This is a genomic window from Pseudomonas sp. ADAK7, from assembly GCF_012935675.1.
GTDB lineage: Bacteria > Pseudomonadota > Gammaproteobacteria > Pseudomonadales > Pseudomonadaceae > Aquipseudomonas.
Map to the genome: position 1 here is coordinate 2,600,449 of NZ_CP052861.1, position 15,642 is coordinate 2,616,090.

Genomic DNA, 15,642 nt, shown 5'->3' on the forward strand with positions numbered 1-15,642 from the left:
AACGCTTGAATAGCGTTCATCGATGAAATCGTTTGAGGGGCGGTCCGTCTACTGTCAGAACTAACAGGTACAGACGCTTTTCGGATAGACGGTTCGGCTCCCACAGGTTTTTGGCCTGACCGATCGATTGAGGGGTATCAGGAATCGCGCCGCAAATCCGGCGGGATCGGCAGGTCGTCCTTGAGCGGATCCGGGCGTTTGCCCTTGCCGGCGCGGTGCTGGCGGATCTGGTAGACGTAGGCCAGTACCTGGGCCACGGCGAGGTACAGGCCGCCGGGAATTTCCTGGTCAAGTTCGGTGGAGTAGTAGATCGAACGCGCCAGGGCCGGCGATTCGAGCAGCAGCACTTCGTTGGCCACGGCGATTTCGCGGATCTTCAAGGCCAGGAAGTCGTTGCCCTTGGCGATCAGCATCGGCGCCCCGCCCTTCTCCGGGTCGTACTTGAGGGCCACGGCGTAGTGGGTCGGGTTGGTAATGACCACGTCGGCATCCGGGATCGCCGCCATCATCCGGCGCTGGGACATATCGCGCTGGAGCTGACGAATCCGCTGCTTGACCTCCGGCCGCCCTTCCTGGTCCTTGTGCTCGTCGCGCACTTCCTGCTTGGTCATCAGCAGTTTCTTGTGGCTTTCCCACAACTGCACCGGTACGTCGACGGCGGCGATGATGATCAGCCCGCATGCCATCCACAAGGTGCTCCAGCCCACCACTTGCAGGCTGTGGATGATCGCCAGTTCCAACGGTTCGTGAGCGATGCGCTGCAAGTCATCGATGTCCGACGACAACACCGCCAGCGCCACAAACAGGATGATGATGAATTTGGCAAACGCCTTGAGCAGTTCCACCAGGGCCTTGGTGGAAAACATCCGCTTGAGGCCACTGAGCGGGTTCATCCGGCTGAACTTGGGCGCCAGGGAGTTGAAGGCAAAGAGCCAACCGCCCAGGGAAATCGGGCCGATGATCGCCGCCAGCACCAGCGAAATCATGATCGGCTGAATCGCCCACAAGCCGATTTGCCCCGAGTGCAGCAAATAGTTGGCCATGGATTTCTGGTCCATGATCACCTCCCGCGGCAGCGAGAAGTTGATGCGCATCAGCTCCATCATGTCCTGGGCCAGGGCTCCGCCGAAAATCAGCAGGGCGCTGGCGCCGACCAGCATGATCGCCAGGGTGTTGAGTTCCTTGGAGCGCGCCACCTCGCCTTTGTCGCGGGAGTCTTTCTTGCGCTTGTCCGTGGGGTCTTCTGTTTTGTCTTGACCGCTTTCGCTCTCAGCCATGACTCAGCGCGCCTGTGCCAGTTCGCGTAAAAACTGCAAGGCCTCGGAGGCCATGGGTTGATACTGATTGAGAATATCCCCCAGGCTGATCCAGAGGATGAACATGCCGAGCACCAGGGTCAGCGGAAAGCCAATGGAAAAGATGTTCAGTTGTGGCGCCGCCCGGGTCATCACGCCAAACGCGATGTTGACCACCAGCAACGCGGTGACCGCCGGCAACACCAGCACCAGCGCCGCGCCGAGTACCCAACCGAGCTTGCCGGCCAACTGCCAGAAATGATTGACCATAAAACCGCTACCGACCGGCAGCGTGGTGAAGCTGTCAGTCAAGACTTCGAAGACCACCAGATGGCCGTTCATCGCCAGGAACATCAGCGTCACCAGCATGGTGAAGAACTGCCCGATCACCGCCACCGACACGCCGTTGGTAGGGTCGATCATGGACGCGAAGCCCATGCCCATCTGGATCGCGACAATTTGTCCGGCGATGACGAATGCCTGGAAGAACAGCTGCAAAGAGAAGCCCAGCACCGCGCCAATGATGATCTGCTCGCCAATCAGCAGCAGCCCGCTCAGGTCCAGCGGATTGACCGGTGGCATCGGCGGCAGGGCCGGCGTGATGACCACCGTGATCGCCAGGGCGAAATATGCCCGCACGCGCCGCGGCACCAGGGTCGTGCCAAAAACCGGCATGACCATCAGCAGCGTACCGACGCGAAACAGCGGCAACATGAACGTCGCCACCCACGTGCTGATCTGGGTATCGGTCAGCTGCAGCAGCGACATGGTTTAGCCGATGACCTGAGGAATACTGCCGTACAACTGCAGGATGTATTCCATGAAGGTCTGCACCAGCCACGGGCCGGCCACAATCAGCGTCACCAGCATCACCAGCAAGCGTGGCAGGAAGCTCAGGGTTTGTTCGTTGATCTGGGTCGCCGCCTGGAACATCGCCACCAGCAAGCCCACCAATAGACTCGGGATCACCAGCACGGCGACCATCATGGTGGTCAGCCACAGCGCTTCTCGAAAGATGTCTACGGCGACTTCCGGGGTCATGGCGAAACACCGCCAAAGCTGCTGGCCAAGGTACCGATGATCAACGCCCAGCCATCGACGAGCACGAACAGCATGATCTTGAACGGCAGGGAAATGATCAGCGGCGACAGCATCATCATCCCCATCGCCATGAGCACACTGGCCACGACCAGGTCGATGATCAGGAACGGAATGAAGATCATGAAACCGATCTGGAACGCGGTTTTCAGTTCCGACGTCACGAACGCCGGCACCAGAATGGTCAACGGCGCCTGATCCGGCGTGGCAATGTCAGTGCGTTTGGACAGGCGCATGAACAGCTCCAGATCGCTGGTGCGGGTCTGGGCGAGCATGAAGTCCTTGATCGGCACTTGCGCCTTGAGCACGGCGTCCTGGGCGGTGAGTTTCTCCGCCAGGTACGGCTGCAGGGCATCGTTATTCACCCGGTCGAACACCGGCGCCATGATGAACATGGTCAGGAACAGCGCCATGCCGGTGAGGATCTGGTTCGACGGTGTCTGCTGCAAGCCCAGGGCCTGGCGCAGGATCGAGAAGACGATGATGATCCGGGTGAAACTGGTCATCAGCATGACGAACGCTGGAATGAAGCTCAGCGCGGTCATGATCAGCAGGATCTGCAGGCTGACCGAGTATTCCTGCGCGCCCTGCGCATTGGTGCCCAGGGTGATGGCCGGGATCGACAGCGGATCGGCGGCGAACGCCAGCGGCGCCGCCAGCATCAGGGCCAGCGTCAAGACGATGCGTAGCGCACCCATTACTTCTTATCCTTCTGATCCTTGCCCAACAGTTCCATCAGGCGCTGGGCAAACTCCGGGGTCGTTTTTTCAGTTGCGCTCGGCACGTGCACCGGCTCCTTGAGCACATGCAACGCGGTGATGGTGCCGGGGCTGAGGCCGAGCAGAATCTGTTCGTTGCCGACCTGTACCAGCATCAAGCGGTCACGCGGCCCGAGCGCGCGCGAACCGACGATCTCGATTACCTGGCCCTTGCCTGCCGGCCCGGCCTGCTGGACCCGGCGCAATAGCCAGGCGAGGAAGAAGATCAACCCCAGCACAAACAACAGGCCGAACACCAATTGCGTCAATTGCCCGGCCACGCCGCTGTTGACCACCGGTGCAGCGGCCGCAGCCGCCGTGGCCACCGGCTCGGCAGCCAAGGCGCTGAACGGCAGCGCCAGCAACAACCCCAGGACCTTGTTCACTTAGCGCAGCTTCTTGATGCGTTCGCTTGGGCTGATCACGTCGGTCAGGCGAATGCCGAACTTCTCGTTGACCACGACCACTTCGCCGTGGGCGATGAGGGTGCCGTTGACCAGTACGTCCAGCGGCTCGCCCGCCAGGCGATCAAGCTCGATCACCGAACCCTGGTTGAGTTGCAGCAGGTTGCGAATGTTGATGTCAGTGCTGCCGACTTCCATGGAAATCGACACCGGAATGTCGAGGATCACATCCAGGTTCGGGCCGTCCAGGGTCACCGGGTCGTTGTTCTTCGGCACGCTGCCGAATTCTTCCATCGGCAGACGGTTGGAGGACGAGCTGCCGGTATCGGCGGCCAACAGGGCATCGATATCGTCCTGGCCGGCATCACCGGTTTCTTCCAGGGCGGCAGCCCATTCATCAGCCAGTGCCTGGTCGTCCTGGGCGTTCATATCGTCGTTCATCATGTGTCCTCAGCGGGCCGCTCTTTTACGAGAAGCGGCCAGTGTTAAATGGGGGAATTAAGCGCCGATCAGCGGCGCTCGATCGGCTCGATCACCTGCAACGCGAGGTTGCCTTTGTGCGAGCCCATCTTGACCTTGAATGCAGGCACGCCGTTGGCGCGCATGATCATTTCTTCCGGCATCTCGACCGGGATGATGTCCCCCGGCTGCATGTGCAGGATGTCCCGTAGACGCAACTGACGACGGGCCACCGTAGCACCGATCGGCACGTCTACGTCCAGCACGTCCTGGCGCAGGGCGTTGACCCAGCGCTCGTCCTGGTCGTCGAGGTCCGACTGGAAGCCGGCATCGAGCATTTCGCGTACCGGCTCGATCATCGAGTACGGCATGGTCACGTGCAGGTCGCCGCCACCGCCATCGAGTTCGATGTGGAACGTCGACACCACGATTGCTTCGCTCGGGCCGACGATGTTGGCCATGGCCGGGTTCACTTCCGAGTTGATGTACTCGAAGTTCACTTCCATGATCGCCTGCCAGGCCTCCTTCAAATCGATGAAGGCCTGCTCCAGCACCATGCGCACCACGCGCAGCTCGGTCGGGGTGAATTCACGCCCTTCGATCTTCGCGTGACGGCCATCGCCGCCGAAGAAGTTGTCCACCAGCTTGAACACCAGTTTGGCGTCGAGGATGAACAGCGCAGTGCCGCGTAACGGTTTGATCTTGACCAGATTGAGGCTGGTCGGCACGTACAGCGAGTGCACGTATTCGCCGAACTTCATCACCTGCACGCCACCCACGGCAACGTCTGCCGAACGGCGCAGCATGTTGAACATGCTGATGCGGGTGTAGCGGGCGAAACGCTCGTTGATCATTTCCAGGGTCGGCATGCGTCCGCGGACGATCCGATCCTGGCTGGTCAGGTCGTAACTTTTGACGCTGCCGGGTTCGGAAGCGGTATCGGTCTGTACCAGACCATCGTCGACGCCATGCAACAGCGCATCGATCTCATCCTGGGACAGCAGGTCCTGCACGGCCATGTCGTGTTCCTACTGCAGTACGAAATTAGTGAAAAGCAACTGTTCGATCACCACTTTGCCGAGCTCTTTCTGCGCCACTTCCTGGACGCTGGCGGTGGCCTTCTGGCGCAACATTTCCTGGCCGACCGGAGTCGCCAGCGTAGCGAAGTCCTGCCCGGAGAACAGCATCACGAGGTTATTGCGGATGACCGGCATGTGCACTTTGAGCGCTTCCAGATCCGCCTGGTTGCGGCCGAGCATGGTGATGCTCACCTGCATGTAGCGCTGGCGGCCGTTCTGGTTGTAATTGGCGACGAAGGCTGGCGCCATCGGCTCGAAAACTGCGGGTTGCTTGCCGGCCGGTGCGGTTTCAGCCGCCACCGCAGGTTTGCTCTGGGCACTGTGCATGAAGTACCAGGTGGCCCCCACGGACAAACCGATCGCCAGCAGCACCGCCACTACGATCGCAATGATCAGCTTGAGTTTGCCTTTGGTTGCAGGGTCTTTAACCACTGCTGCTGCTTCGCTCTTAGCCATGCCAATAATCCGTCACTATTCAGTTTTTCACAGTCGCACGGCAAGGCAAGAGCAAGTGTTATGCCAGAAGTGTGGAAGAGGAAGTCGAGGTCTTGGAGAGATCGTTCCCACGCTCTGCGTGGGAATGCCTCAATGGACGCTCCGCGTCCGCTTCGGTGAGGACGCGGAGCGTCCCGGGCGGCATTCCCACGCCGAGCGTGGGAACGATCATATTGCGTTTGATCAGGCGTAATAATCGACGGCGCTTGAGCCAATCACGCTGGTAGTGGTTGCGGCCACTTCGGCAACCGTCGGCACGATCTCATCGTCCATGGCATCAACCCGACCACCGCTGGCGCTGGTGCGACCGCCCTGCCCTTGCTGAGCCTGTTGCTCCTGCCCCTGGCCCTGCCAGCCACGGGACTGGTCAGACACGTTGACATCGACCTGGCCCATGCCCTGCTGCGCGAACATATCCCGCAAGCGATGCATCTGCCCGTCCAGCGCTTCGCGAACACTCGGATGAGCACTCATGAAGGTCACCTGGGTCTGCTGGTCCGGCACCATGTTCACCCGAATATCCAGGCGCCCCAGCTCGGCGGGCTGCAACTGAATGTCGGCCGCCTTGAGATTGGCGCTGGACAGGTACATGACCCGGTTCACCACTTCTTCGGTCCAGCCACTCTGATGCATGGCGATCGGTTGATTGACCGGCAGCGCATTGGCGGTTTTCGGCGTGGCAGCCTGGGTCAGCGCCGCCAGACGACTGGCGAAATCATCGACACGGGTATCGCTGCTGGAGGACGTCAGGTCCTTGAGCCCTTCATTGAGCAAGCCACTGAACGCCTTCTCGCCGCCCTGGCTGGTGCTGTCCTTGCCGGTTTGCACATCGAGCATGGTCGCCATGCCGGCGGCAAAGTTCTGCGCCGAGGTCAGCTCGCCGTCGGCGGAAACCTGGGCCGCTGTCGCCTTGGGCTGGGATTGGCTGGAGGCGGACACGTGACCACTCTGCTCCATGGCCATGCGCAGGGCCGGCAACGCGTCGAGCGGGTCGGCCTCTGGATCGAAATCGCTGTCGGTGGTCGCGGCAGCCTGCACGGGCGCGGCGGTAACGGCGGCAGCGACCGCCGCCTCGACGGGCGCTGGTGCGGTGGTCGCCACTGGCGGTGTCTCGGGCGCTGGCGCGGGCACCACCGGCTGAACCGCCTGCATCAAGGCCGGATCCAGCGCCGGATCGACCGGCGGAGCATCCACGGCAACTGGCGTAGCAGTCGTATCCGGGTCACTGTCGCTGGCGCTTTTGTCGTCCGCCGAGGAGGACGCCGGTTTATCGGCGGGCAAGGATTTGCCGCTATCGGCAACGTTCTGGTCCGCAGCGGCAGGCTTATCCTTGCTGACATCCTTCTTGTCAGGACTGTCCGGGGTTTTATCCCGCGTCGATTTGACCGGTGCGTCAGCCATCGCCGCAGGCTTGTTTGGCCCCTGTTTGGCGAAGACATTGGCGAAGCTGGAGGCCTTATCCCCAGGCTCAGCGGCCACCACCGGGGTATTGGCGGAGGCGGCTTGAGGCTTGGCCTTTGCAGCGGCCTGAAGAAGCAGATTGGGGGTAACGGGCATGACGCGGTCTCCGCTGCACTGGGATCGTAGGTACAGTTGAGTGAGATGATTGCAAAGGTCGAGCCAGGTTTGCCAATCCGGCGCCTGATGCGCCGGACGGTCGTGTTACTCCGCTAAAGAACGTTGACGTTCTGCTTCATAGAGCGGGCGGACGATGGCGAATTCGCCGTCAATTTCCCCGACCAGTTTTTCGATGCCGGCGAGGTGTTTGTCCTTGGCTCGCTGCTCCAGCTCATTGCACAGTTCAGCCAGGCGAACGGCGCCCATGTTGCTGCTGCTGCCTTTGAAACTATGGGCCGCATTCATGAGCTGCGCGGCATCCTCGGCCTTGCGCAGAACGAGTAAACGCTCTTCGGAGTCAGCGATGAAGGTATCCAGTAATGTCGGATACTCATCCTCCATGACCTCCCGCAACGCACTTAGCACGTCGCGATCCAGATGTGTGTCAGCCACTTGTTCACTCCTTGATCAAGAATTCGCGGGATTATGCCAGAGCCTCCCAATAAAACTCCACGTGTGCACTGCGACCATCGTCGGACCAGGTCGCCTTGCGGCTCAACTGGCGGATCAGGCCGACGCCGCGCCCCGACAGACGGACGCCATCCACCGGCCGCTCCATCACCTTCGCTACATCAAAGCCTTTGCCGCTGTCGTCGACCCGAATCGACAGGCACCCGCCTTCGCCCGTTGGCGTCACCGCCAGATGCAAGCGCACATAGCCATCCTGCAATTGGTCCAGGCGAGTATTGCGCTCTTGATAATAGCGCGCAAACCCCGAGGCATCGCGCTTGAGGCTGGAGTCCAGACCCAACACGCCATGCTCCAGAGCATTGGAATACAGCTCGGCCAGCACACTATATAACGCGCCGCTTTGCGCCCGCAGGCCATGGACTTCAAGCAGCAATTGCAGCAAATAGGGCAACGGGTTGAAGCGTTTGAGGGTGGCGGCGCGAAACTCGAAGCTCACCGACCAGTCCAGCGGACAGGACTGACCGCTGTCGGAATACACCAGTGCCGGCGGGCTCAGTTGCGCCGACTCCAGTAGGCGGACCTCGACCATGCTCACATCGTCCCGGGCTTCGCCACGGAAATCGCGCAGAGCCTGTTCGATTTCCGCAAACAACGCATCCGGCCGGCGATTGCTGGCAAACACTTGCTCCAGGCGCTCCACGCCAAACAATTGTTCATTGGCATCGCACGTGTCGATCACCCCGTCGGACAACAGGAACACCCGATCATCGACCGCCATCGGAAATACTTCCGTGCGATCGTTAAAGGTTGTCGGGCTCAATACTCCCAGTGGCAAGTGCCGCGCCCGCAGCGGCGTGCGCTCACCCGTGGCATTGCTGTGCAGGTAACCGTCCGGCATCCCGCCGTTCCAGACTTCTACCGAACGACGCTGAAAGCTCAGGCACAACAGGGTCGCACAGCAGAACATGTCCACGGGCAGGATGCGCTTGAGCTTGGCATTCATCTCCCGCAGGGTTTCGGACAAACCGTAGCCCTTGGCGGTCATGCCGTAGAACACTTCCGCCAGCGGCATGGCGCCGACGGCGGCCGGCAAGCCATGCCCGGTGAAATCGCCGAGCAGCACGTGCATGTCGCCGGCCGGGGTAAACGCGGCCAGCAGCAGATCGCCGTTGAACAACGCGTAAGGTGATTGCAGGTAACGGATATTCGGTGCATTCAGGCAACCGGAGTGGGCCACCTTGTCGAACACAGCCTTGGCCACCCGCTGCTCGTTGAGCAAATACTCGTGGTGCCGGGCAATCTGGTCACGCTGCTTAAGCACGGTGGCCTGCAAACGCCGTAAACGATCCATCGCCTTGATTTTGGCGGCGAGGATCACCTGGTTGTAGGGCTTCGCCAGAAAATCGTCGCCCCCGGCCTCCAGGCAACGGGCCAGGGCTTCGCTCTCGGTCAGCGAGGTCAGGAAGATAATCGGCACCAGGGTTTCCCCCGCCAGCGCCTTGATCTGCCGCGCCGCCTCGAAACCGTCCATCACCGGCATCATGGCGTCCATCAATACCAGTTGCGGCCTCTGTTCACGGAACGCTTCCACCGCTTCGGCGCCGTTGCTGGCGGTCAGCACTTGATGCCCCTGACGCCGGACGATACTCGACAGCAGCATGCGATCGGCCGCGCTGTCTTCAGCGATCAGGATCGTCAGCGGTTCGAACACGGACTGCATGGCGGTCACGCCACGTCGAAGATTTGTTCAAAGTTGGAGATGGCGAGAATCTTGCGCACATCGGCGTTGGCGTGGGTGAGCTTGATCTCGGCATTCTCGCCACCGGCGTGATCGCGCAACAGCAACAACATGCCGAGCGCCGAGCTGTCGAGGTAGGTGGCGTCCTTCAGGTCAACTTCAAAGGACTCGGGTTTTGGCTCGAGATTTTCGTAGGACTCGCGAAATTCCTGATGCTTGGCAAAATCGAATCGTCCCTTGATCGAAATCGTCAGCTTTTGCCCATCTTGGGAGACTTCTGTAACGACTGACATTTAACGGCTTCCTTGTCATTGGTGAACGTGCGTGTACAAGGTTTAGCACTTGGCGGGGGTGGGGGCAAGGCGGGATGCAGTGTTGCGACGGATAGATCGCCATCGCTTGCAGGAGCAAGGCTTGCCCGCGATGAACGATCACGCGGTAGACCTGCCTTAATACGGATCCTGGCGCGGCAACCGCTGGGACAACTCATCCAGCAACTTCTGCTCACGCCGGTCTTCGAGCTTGCGCGCCTCGTCCATGTAGCGCTGGACCAGTTTGCGCAAACCTTCGACCCGGGCAAACGCCTGCTGCCAGGCATCACGCGCCTTGTTCAGATTGTTCTGGTGCCAGACCAGGCTCTGTCGCTGCTGATCAATGGCCGTGCCCAGTTGCGCCAGAAACCCCTGATAACCCAGCAACCATTGGCCGGACACGCCACTGCTGCCGCGCACGATCCATTGTTCCTGGTAATCGAGGCGGAAGGCCTCAAGGTCATCGAGTTTGCTCTGCGCCAGACGCACCTGGCCCTGGAAATGCCCCAGACGCTGGACCGCAGTCTTCTCGGCCTTTTCGGCCATCTCGACCACGGGTGCCAGGCGTCCTGCACGAGTCTGGGCCATGGCCGGTTAGCCGCCGGCCGCGGGGGCGAAGATCGTGCCGAGGTAGGATTCGCTTTCGCCCAGGCTGATTTTGTCGTTCAGGCCCTGACGCAGGTACCTGACCAACTGCGGTTGCAGGGAAATCGCCAGGTCGGTTTCCCGATCGCCACCGGCCACATAGGCGCCGACGCTGATCAAGTCCCGACTCTGCTGATAACGCGACCACAATTGCTTGAAGTACTGGGCGCGCATCATGTGTTCCGGCGTGACCACCGACGGCATGACCCGGCTGATCGACGCTTCGATATCGATGGCCGGGTAATGCCCTTCCTCGGCCAGGCGCCGGGACAGCACGATGTGCCCGTCGAGCACGCCTCGCGCGGCGTCGGCGATCGGGTCCTGCTGGTCATCGCCTTCGGACAACACGGTGTAGAACGCAGTGATCGAGCCGCCGCCCTTCTCGGCGTTACCGGCCCGCTCCACCAGTTTCGGCAACTTGGCGAATACGGACGGCGGATAACCCTTGGTCGCGGGCGGTTCGCCGATAGCCAAGGCGATTTCCCGCTGGGCCTGGGCGAAACGGGTCAGCGAATCCATGAGCAACAGGACATTCTTGCCCTTGTCGCGGAAATACTCGGCGATACGCGTGCAATACATCGCCGCGCGCAAACGCATCAGCGGCGCATCGTCCGCCGGCGAGGCCACGACCACTGAACGCTTGAGGCCTTCTTCACCGAGAATGTGCTCGATGAATTCCTTAACTTCTCGCCCCCGCTCACCGATCAGCCCAACCACGATAATGTCGGCTTCGGTAAAGCGCGTCATCATGCCCAGCAGTACGGATTTACCGACGCCGGTACCGGCGAACAGGCCGAGACGCTGACCGCGACCGACCGTCAACAAACCGTTGATGCTGCGAATCCCGACGTCCAGCGGCTCGCTGATCGGGTGGCGCTTGAGCGGGTTGATGGTCGGGCCGTCCATCGGCACCCAGTCTTCGGCTTTCATCCCGCCCTTGCCGTCGAGTGCGCGACCGGCACCGTCAAGCACCCGGCCGAGCATGCTCATGCCCATCGGCAAGCGCCCGGTATCGGCCATCGGCACCACGCGTGCGCCGGGGGCAATGCCGGCGACACTGCCGACCGGCATCAAAAAGACTTTGCTGCCGGAGAAGCCCATGACTTCGGCTTCGACCTGCACCGGGTGATAGCTGTCGTCGTTGATCACCATGCAGCGGCTGCCCATGGCGGCGCGCAAGCCCTCGGCTTCGAGGGTCAGGCCGACCATGCGCAGCAGGCGACCTTCAAGGATCGGCGCGCCTTCCAGTTCCGTGGCCTCGGCGTAGCTGCCCAGGCGCTTGGCGAAACTGGTGCGATCAAGGCGCATCGGGGGTGTCCAGCTCTGGTGGCAGTTCAGGTTCCGGAGCGGCCGCTGGCTTGGCGTCGACCGGCAGTTCAAGGCTCATGTCCGGCTCGGCCGGGTGCAGCGCTTGTTCATGCAGTTGATCGAAGAGCTTGTCCATGACCCGGGTAACACGGGTTTCGACCGTGGCGTCGATGCGGCTGTGCTCGGTTTCGACCCGGCAACCGCCCGGCAACAAGGCTTCGTCTTCGACGATGCGCCAGGTTTCTTCATGGCGCTCGCGCAGGGCTTTGACCTGTTCGAAATCCTGGGGATTGATGTACAGCCGCACATTGCCCACGCCCAGCGGCAACAGCTTGAGGGCTTCGCGCATGACGCTTTCGATGTGCGTGGAATCGATGGCCAGTTCGCGCTGAATCACTTGTTTGGTGATGTGCTGCACGAGGTCGACCAGGGATTTTTCGATCTGGGTGTCCTGCTCGGCGATCGGCTCGAACAGGTGGCTCATTAGCGCTTCCAGGGCGGCAATCTTGGCGTTCAGCGCCACTTCGGCTTCCTGACGGACCTTGAGCGTGGTGCTGTGGAAGCCTTCTTTCTCACCCGTGGCGAAGCCTTCGTTATAGGCCTCCTGACGGATGCTTTCGAGTTCTTCCAGGGTCAGTGGCTGGACTTCTTCCAGCGGCACTTCTTCCATTTCCGGCGGCTCGGGCTCGGGTTCCGGCTCGGGCTCGGGCACATGCGGGTCGAAGCTGGGCAGCGACCAGACGTCGAAACCACCGACCTCCTTGCCACGGATCAGGTCGGTGTTGGACTCATCATGTTTGGACGACATAGTGACCTTAGATCATCTCTTCGCCACCCTTTCCGCCGAGAACGATTTCTCCGGCTTCGGCCATACGGCGGGCAATGGTGAGGATTTCTTTCTGTGCGGTTTCCACGTCGCTGACGCGCACCGGGCCTTTGGCCTCGAGGTCGTCGCGCAACAGTTCGGCCGCTCGTTTGGACATGTTCTTGAAGATCTTTTCCTTGACGCCTTCGTCCGAACCCTTGAGGGCCAGCACCAGCACGTCGGAGGACACTTCGCGCAGCAACGCCTGGATCCCGCGGTCGTCGACATCGGACAGGTTGTTGAACACGAACATGAGGTCTTCGATCTGACCGGACAGGTCTTCGTCGACTTCGCGGATCGAGTCCATCAGCTGACCTTCGATCGAGCTGTCGAGGAAGTTCATGATGTCGGCCGCACGCTTGATGCCACCCAAGGTGGTGCGCGAGGCATTCGAGTTGCCGGAGAACTGCTTCTCGAGAATCTGGTTGAGTTCTTTCAGGGCCGCCGGCTGCACGGTGTTCAACGACGAGACGCGCAGGATGATGTCCAGACGCACCTTGTGGTCGAAGTTGCCGAGGACTTCACCGGCCTGGTCCGGGTCGAGGTACGCCACGACGATCGCCTGGATCTGTGGGTGCTCGTAACGGATCACGTCGGCGACGGCGCGCGGCTCCATCCACTTCAGGCTGTCGAGGCCGCTGGTGTTGCCACCCAGCAGGATGCGGTCGATCAGGCCGTTGGCCTTGTCTTCGCCCAACGCCTGGGTAAGCATTTTGCGCACGTAGTCGTCGGAGCCGACGCCCAGGCTGGTCTGGTCGCCGACGATGTCGACGAACTCGCTCATCACCTGCTCGACCTGCTCGCGGTGCACGTTACCCATTTGCGCCATGGCCACGCCCACACGCTGGACCTCTTTGGGCCCCATGTGGCGCAGCACTTGCGCGGCGTCAGTCGAACCCAGGGACAGCAGCAGAATCGCGGCTTTATCAACCCGGGACAGTTTGGCGACAGCGGCTCGGTTATCACTCATCTGCGTTAATCCACTCTTTCACGACCTGGGCCACACGGCCCGGATCTTCTGCCACCAGACTCTTGATTGCATTCAACTGTGCGTCATAGCCTTCGCTCGGGCTCGGCAACAGGATGCTTTGCGGGCCGCCGAGGCTGACGCGGTCGTTGGCCAGTTCGCCGTCCAGGCCGCCCATGCCACCCAACTCGACGTCGCTGCCCAAGCCAGCAAGCTGTTTGCCTTTGCCGCCACCGGTGATGTTGTTGAGCACCGGACGCAGCACACCGAACACCAGCACCAGGATGAACAACACACCCAGCACTTGCTTGACGATGTCCCAGAACCAAGGCTGGGAGTAGAACGGAATATCGGCAATCACTTCACCGCGTTCGGCGGAGAACGGCATGTTGATCACGCTGACGCTGTCGCCACGGCTGGCATCGAAACCGACGGCGTCCTGTACCAGGCGCGTGAAGCGTGCCAATTCGTCGGCGCTCCACGGCGCGCGGGTGGTTTCACCGTTGGCCGCGTTGATCTTGACCTGGTCATCCACCACTACCGAGACCGACAGGCGATTCAAACGGCCCTGTTGTTGCTTGGTGTGGCTGATGGAGCGATCAAGCTCGAAGTTCTTGGTCGATTGTTGACGCTTGTCCGCCGGGTACGGTGCAAGCATAGGCTGACCGGTGGCCGGGTCCATGATTTGCTGACCATTGGCATCGAGCAATGGCTGACCTGGCTGCACCATGCCGGCCGACGCGGTCGCGCCACCGGTGGTTTGCGGGGCCGAAGCTGGCGATGGCGGCTGGTTGCTCAGAGCACCCGGCACGCCTTGCGGGCCATTGCTGGCGGTGCGCTGTTCAGAAGTCGATTGCTCGCTGCGCAGCGCCGGTTGGTCCGGGTTGAACTGCTCGGAGGTCGATTCGACGGCGCTGAAATCCACGTCGGCCGAGACTTCGGCTTTATAGCGGTCATTGCCCAGCACCGGTTGCAGGATGTTGTGCACACGCTGGGTGAGCATGCTTTCCATGCGGCGGCTGTAATCGAATTGCTTGCCGGCCATGGTCAGTTCGGAGTTCTCCGCCTGATCGGACAGCAGGTTGCCCTTCTGGTCGACAACGGTGATCTGCGACTTGCTCAGTTCCGGAACGCTGGTGGCGACCAGGTTGATGATCGCCAGTACCTGGCCTGGCTCCAGGGAGCGGCCGGAATACAGCTCAACCAGAATCGACGCACTTGGCTTGCGCTCATCGCGCACGAACACCGAGCTTTTCGGAATCGCCAGGTGCACACGGGCACCCTTGACGTTGTTCAGGCTGGAAATGGTGCGGGCCAGTTCGCCTTCGAGGCCGCGACGATAACGGGTCGCTTCCATGAACTGGCTGGTGCCCAGGCCCTGGTCCTTGTCGAGGATTTCAAAACCGATGTTGCCGTCGCTGGGAGTGACACCAGCCGCGGCGAGCTTGAGGCGCGCACGGGACACATCATCGGCCTTGACCAGCAAGGCACCGGAGTTCGGTTCAACGGTGTAAGGAATGTCAGCGGCGGCCAGGGTTTCCATGACCTGCTTGGCGTCCATACCGGCAAGACTGCCGTACAGAGGCCGGTAGTCCGGCTGCTGCGACCACAACACCACGGCAAAGCCAATCGCCACGCTCGCAGCCAGGCCGACCAACAGGCCCACCTGACGCAGCATGGTCATCTCGGAGAGGTTTTCCAGGAAGGACAACCCGAACAGCGGCGGTTTGCCGTCTACTGGGGTGGCCTTGGCCGGAACATTATCGGCGATTGCATCTGCCATGACTCAATATCGTCCTTAAACCGGCATCTGCATGATGTCTTGGTAAGCCTGAACCAGCTTGTTACGCACCTGGGTCAACGCCTGGAAAGACACACTGGCCTTCTGCGAGGAAATCATCACATCCGTCAGATCAACGCCGCTCTTGCCAATTTCAAAGGCACTGGACAGTTGACTCGACGCCTGCTGGGTGTCGTTCACTTTATTGACGGCCTGACCGAGCATGTCGGCAAAGCTGCTGCCACCCAGTTCAGGAACGGCGGCAGTCGATTTCGGTGCCGACATCGCGTCCATTTGCATGGACCGCATGTCCAACATCAATCGATTAAATTCAATACCTTGGCTCATGGTCTGCTCTCTTCGTCGACCCGCAATTTTTTGACACTCACTCGGCGGGTAGTGAGGTGTTAGC

The 15,642-nt window shown here is 61.0% G+C and carries 18 protein-coding genes; all 18 read right to left on the minus strand.

Going from position 1 to position 15,642, the window contains the following annotated elements; translation table 11 throughout:
* Positions 1-137 precede the first annotated feature (137 nt).
* Positions 138-1,277: a flagellar biosynthesis protein FlhB gene (flhB, locus tag HKK53_RS12170; RefSeq protein WP_169371014.1), complete on the minus strand. Its 1,140-nt coding sequence runs from the start codon at positions 1,275-1,277 to the stop codon at positions 138-140.
* 3 nt (positions 1,278-1,280) lie between these two features.
* Positions 1,281-2,063, minus strand: a complete 783-nt coding sequence (gene fliR / locus HKK53_RS12175) for a flagellar biosynthetic protein FliR (protein ID WP_169371015.1) — start codon at positions 2,061-2,063, stop codon at positions 1,281-1,283.
* A 3-nt stretch (positions 2,064-2,066) separates the two neighbouring features.
* Positions 2,067-2,336 (minus strand): flagellar biosynthesis protein FliQ, encoded by a 270-nt coding sequence (gene fliQ, locus HKK53_RS12180; RefSeq protein WP_007948918.1) that lies wholly within the window; start codon positions 2,334-2,336, stop codon positions 2,067-2,069.
* Positions 2,333-3,091, minus strand: a complete 759-nt coding sequence (fliP, locus tag HKK53_RS12185) for a flagellar type III secretion system pore protein FliP (protein ID WP_169371016.1) — start codon at positions 3,089-3,091, stop codon at positions 2,333-2,335. The genes fliQ and fliP overlap by 4 nt, the downstream gene beginning before the upstream one ends.
* Entirely contained in the window at positions 3,091-3,537 is a 447-nt protein-coding gene (fliO, locus tag HKK53_RS12190; protein WP_169371017.1) for a flagellar biosynthetic protein FliO, read from the minus strand. The genes fliP and fliO overlap by 1 nt, the downstream gene beginning before the upstream one ends.
* A complete protein-coding gene (gene fliN, locus HKK53_RS12195; protein ID WP_429514011.1) occupies positions 3,538-3,996 on the minus strand; it encodes a flagellar motor switch protein FliN in 459 nt (152 codons plus the stop codon).
* 68 nt (positions 3,997-4,064) lie between these two features.
* On the minus strand, positions 4,065-5,033 hold the full coding sequence (gene fliM / locus HKK53_RS12200; protein ID WP_092271441.1) for a flagellar motor switch protein FliM: 969 nt from the start codon (positions 5,031-5,033) through the stop codon (positions 4,065-4,067).
* Positions 5,034-5,042: 9 nt separating this feature from the next.
* Positions 5,043-5,549: a flagellar basal body-associated protein FliL gene (gene fliL, locus HKK53_RS12205; protein WP_169371019.1), complete on the minus strand. Its 507-nt coding sequence runs from the start codon at positions 5,547-5,549 to the stop codon at positions 5,043-5,045.
* A 222-nt stretch (positions 5,550-5,771) separates the two neighbouring features.
* Positions 5,772-7,145: a flagellar hook-length control protein FliK gene (locus tag HKK53_RS12210; RefSeq protein WP_169371020.1), complete on the minus strand. Its 1,374-nt coding sequence runs from the start codon at positions 7,143-7,145 to the stop codon at positions 5,772-5,774.
* Positions 7,146-7,250: 105 nt separating this feature from the next.
* Positions 7,251-7,598, minus strand: a complete 348-nt coding sequence (locus HKK53_RS12215; protein ID WP_169371021.1) for an Hpt domain-containing protein — start codon at positions 7,596-7,598, stop codon at positions 7,251-7,253.
* 31 nt (positions 7,599-7,629) lie between these two features.
* A complete protein-coding gene (locus HKK53_RS12220; RefSeq protein ID WP_169371022.1) occupies positions 7,630-9,336 on the minus strand; it encodes a fused response regulator/phosphatase in 1,707 nt (568 codons plus the stop codon).
* Between the two features lie 5 nt (positions 9,337-9,341).
* On the minus strand, positions 9,342-9,647 hold the full coding sequence (locus HKK53_RS12225) for an STAS domain-containing protein (protein WP_169371023.1): 306 nt from the start codon (positions 9,645-9,647) through the stop codon (positions 9,342-9,344).
* Between the two features lie 156 nt (positions 9,648-9,803).
* The gene (gene fliJ / locus HKK53_RS12230; RefSeq protein WP_169371024.1) at positions 9,804-10,253 is read right to left on the minus strand and encodes a flagellar export protein FliJ; all 450 of its coding nucleotides are present in this window, start codon (positions 10,251-10,253) and stop codon (positions 9,804-9,806) included.
* Between the two features lie 6 nt (positions 10,254-10,259).
* Positions 10,260-11,618: a flagellar protein export ATPase FliI gene (gene fliI / locus HKK53_RS12235; RefSeq protein ID WP_169371025.1), complete on the minus strand. Its 1,359-nt coding sequence runs from the start codon at positions 11,616-11,618 to the stop codon at positions 10,260-10,262.
* Positions 11,608-12,426, minus strand: coding sequence for a flagellar assembly protein FliH (fliH, locus tag HKK53_RS12240; protein WP_169371026.1), 819 nt, complete (start codon positions 12,424-12,426; stop codon positions 11,608-11,610). The genes fliI and fliH overlap by 11 nt, the downstream gene beginning before the upstream one ends.
* A gap of 7 nt (positions 12,427-12,433) precedes the next feature.
* Positions 12,434-13,453, minus strand: coding sequence for a flagellar motor switch protein FliG (gene fliG / locus HKK53_RS12245; protein ID WP_003184041.1), 1,020 nt, complete (start codon positions 13,451-13,453; stop codon positions 12,434-12,436).
* A complete protein-coding gene (gene fliF, locus HKK53_RS12250) occupies positions 13,446-15,233 on the minus strand; it encodes a flagellar basal-body MS-ring/collar protein FliF (RefSeq protein ID WP_169371027.1) in 1,788 nt (595 codons plus the stop codon). The genes fliG and fliF overlap by 8 nt, the downstream gene beginning before the upstream one ends.
* Before the next feature lie 15 nt (positions 15,234-15,248).
* Positions 15,249-15,578: a flagellar hook-basal body complex protein FliE gene (gene fliE, locus HKK53_RS12255; RefSeq protein WP_163909067.1), complete on the minus strand. Its 330-nt coding sequence runs from the start codon at positions 15,576-15,578 to the stop codon at positions 15,249-15,251.
* Positions 15,579-15,642: the final 64 nt, after the last annotated feature.

What these genes read in the sequence shown, in the direction of transcription:
- fliL (WP_169371019.1), bottom strand. Translation starts at nt 5,549, where the DNA reads ATGGCTAAGAGCGAAGCAGCAGCAGTGGTTAAAGACCCTGCAACCAAA.
- flhB (WP_169371014.1), bottom strand. Translation starts at nt 1,277, where the DNA reads ATGGCTGAGAGCGAAAGCGGTCAAGACAAAACAGAAGACCCCACGGAC.
- HKK53_RS12225 (WP_169371023.1), bottom strand. Translation starts at nt 9,647, where the DNA reads ATGTCAGTCGTTACAGAAGTCTCCCAAGATGGGCAAAAGCTGACGATT.
- fliE (WP_163909067.1), bottom strand. Translation starts at nt 15,578, where the DNA reads ATGAGCCAAGGTATTGAATTTAATCGATTGATGTTGGACATGCGGTCC.
- fliI (WP_169371025.1), bottom strand. Translation starts at nt 11,618, where the DNA reads ATGCGCCTTGATCGCACCAGTTTCGCCAAGCGCCTGGGCAGCTACGCC.
- fliQ (WP_007948918.1), bottom strand. Translation starts at nt 2,336, where the DNA reads ATGACCCCGGAAGTCGCCGTAGACATCTTTCGAGAAGCGCTGTGGCTG.
- fliP (WP_169371016.1), bottom strand. Translation starts at nt 3,091, where the DNA reads ATGGGTGCGCTACGCATCGTCTTGACGCTGGCCCTGATGCTGGCGGCG.
- fliH (WP_169371026.1), bottom strand. Translation starts at nt 12,426, where the DNA reads ATGTCGTCCAAACATGATGAGTCCAACACCGACCTGATCCGTGGCAAG.
- HKK53_RS12210 (WP_169371020.1), bottom strand. Translation starts at nt 7,145, where the DNA reads ATGCCCGTTACCCCCAATCTGCTTCTTCAGGCCGCTGCAAAGGCCAAG.
- HKK53_RS12220 (WP_169371022.1), bottom strand. Translation starts at nt 9,336, where the DNA reads ATGCAGTCCGTGTTCGAACCGCTGACGATCCTGATCGCTGAAGACAGC.
- fliM (WP_092271441.1), bottom strand. Translation starts at nt 5,033, where the DNA reads ATGGCCGTGCAGGACCTGCTGTCCCAGGATGAGATCGATGCGCTGTTG.
- fliJ (WP_169371024.1), bottom strand. Translation starts at nt 10,253, where the DNA reads ATGGCCCAGACTCGTGCAGGACGCCTGGCACCCGTGGTCGAGATGGCC.
- fliN (WP_429514011.1), bottom strand. Translation starts at nt 3,996, where the DNA reads ATGAACGACGATATGAACGCCCAGGACGACCAGGCACTGGCTGATGAA.
- fliR (WP_169371015.1), bottom strand. Translation starts at nt 2,063, where the DNA reads ATGTCGCTGCTGCAGCTGACCGATACCCAGATCAGCACGTGGGTGGCG.
- fliG (WP_003184041.1), bottom strand. Translation starts at nt 13,453, where the DNA reads ATGAGTGATAACCGAGCCGCTGTCGCCAAACTGTCCCGGGTTGATAAA.
- fliF (WP_169371027.1), bottom strand. Translation starts at nt 15,233, where the DNA reads ATGGCAGATGCAATCGCCGATAATGTTCCGGCCAAGGCCACCCCAGTA.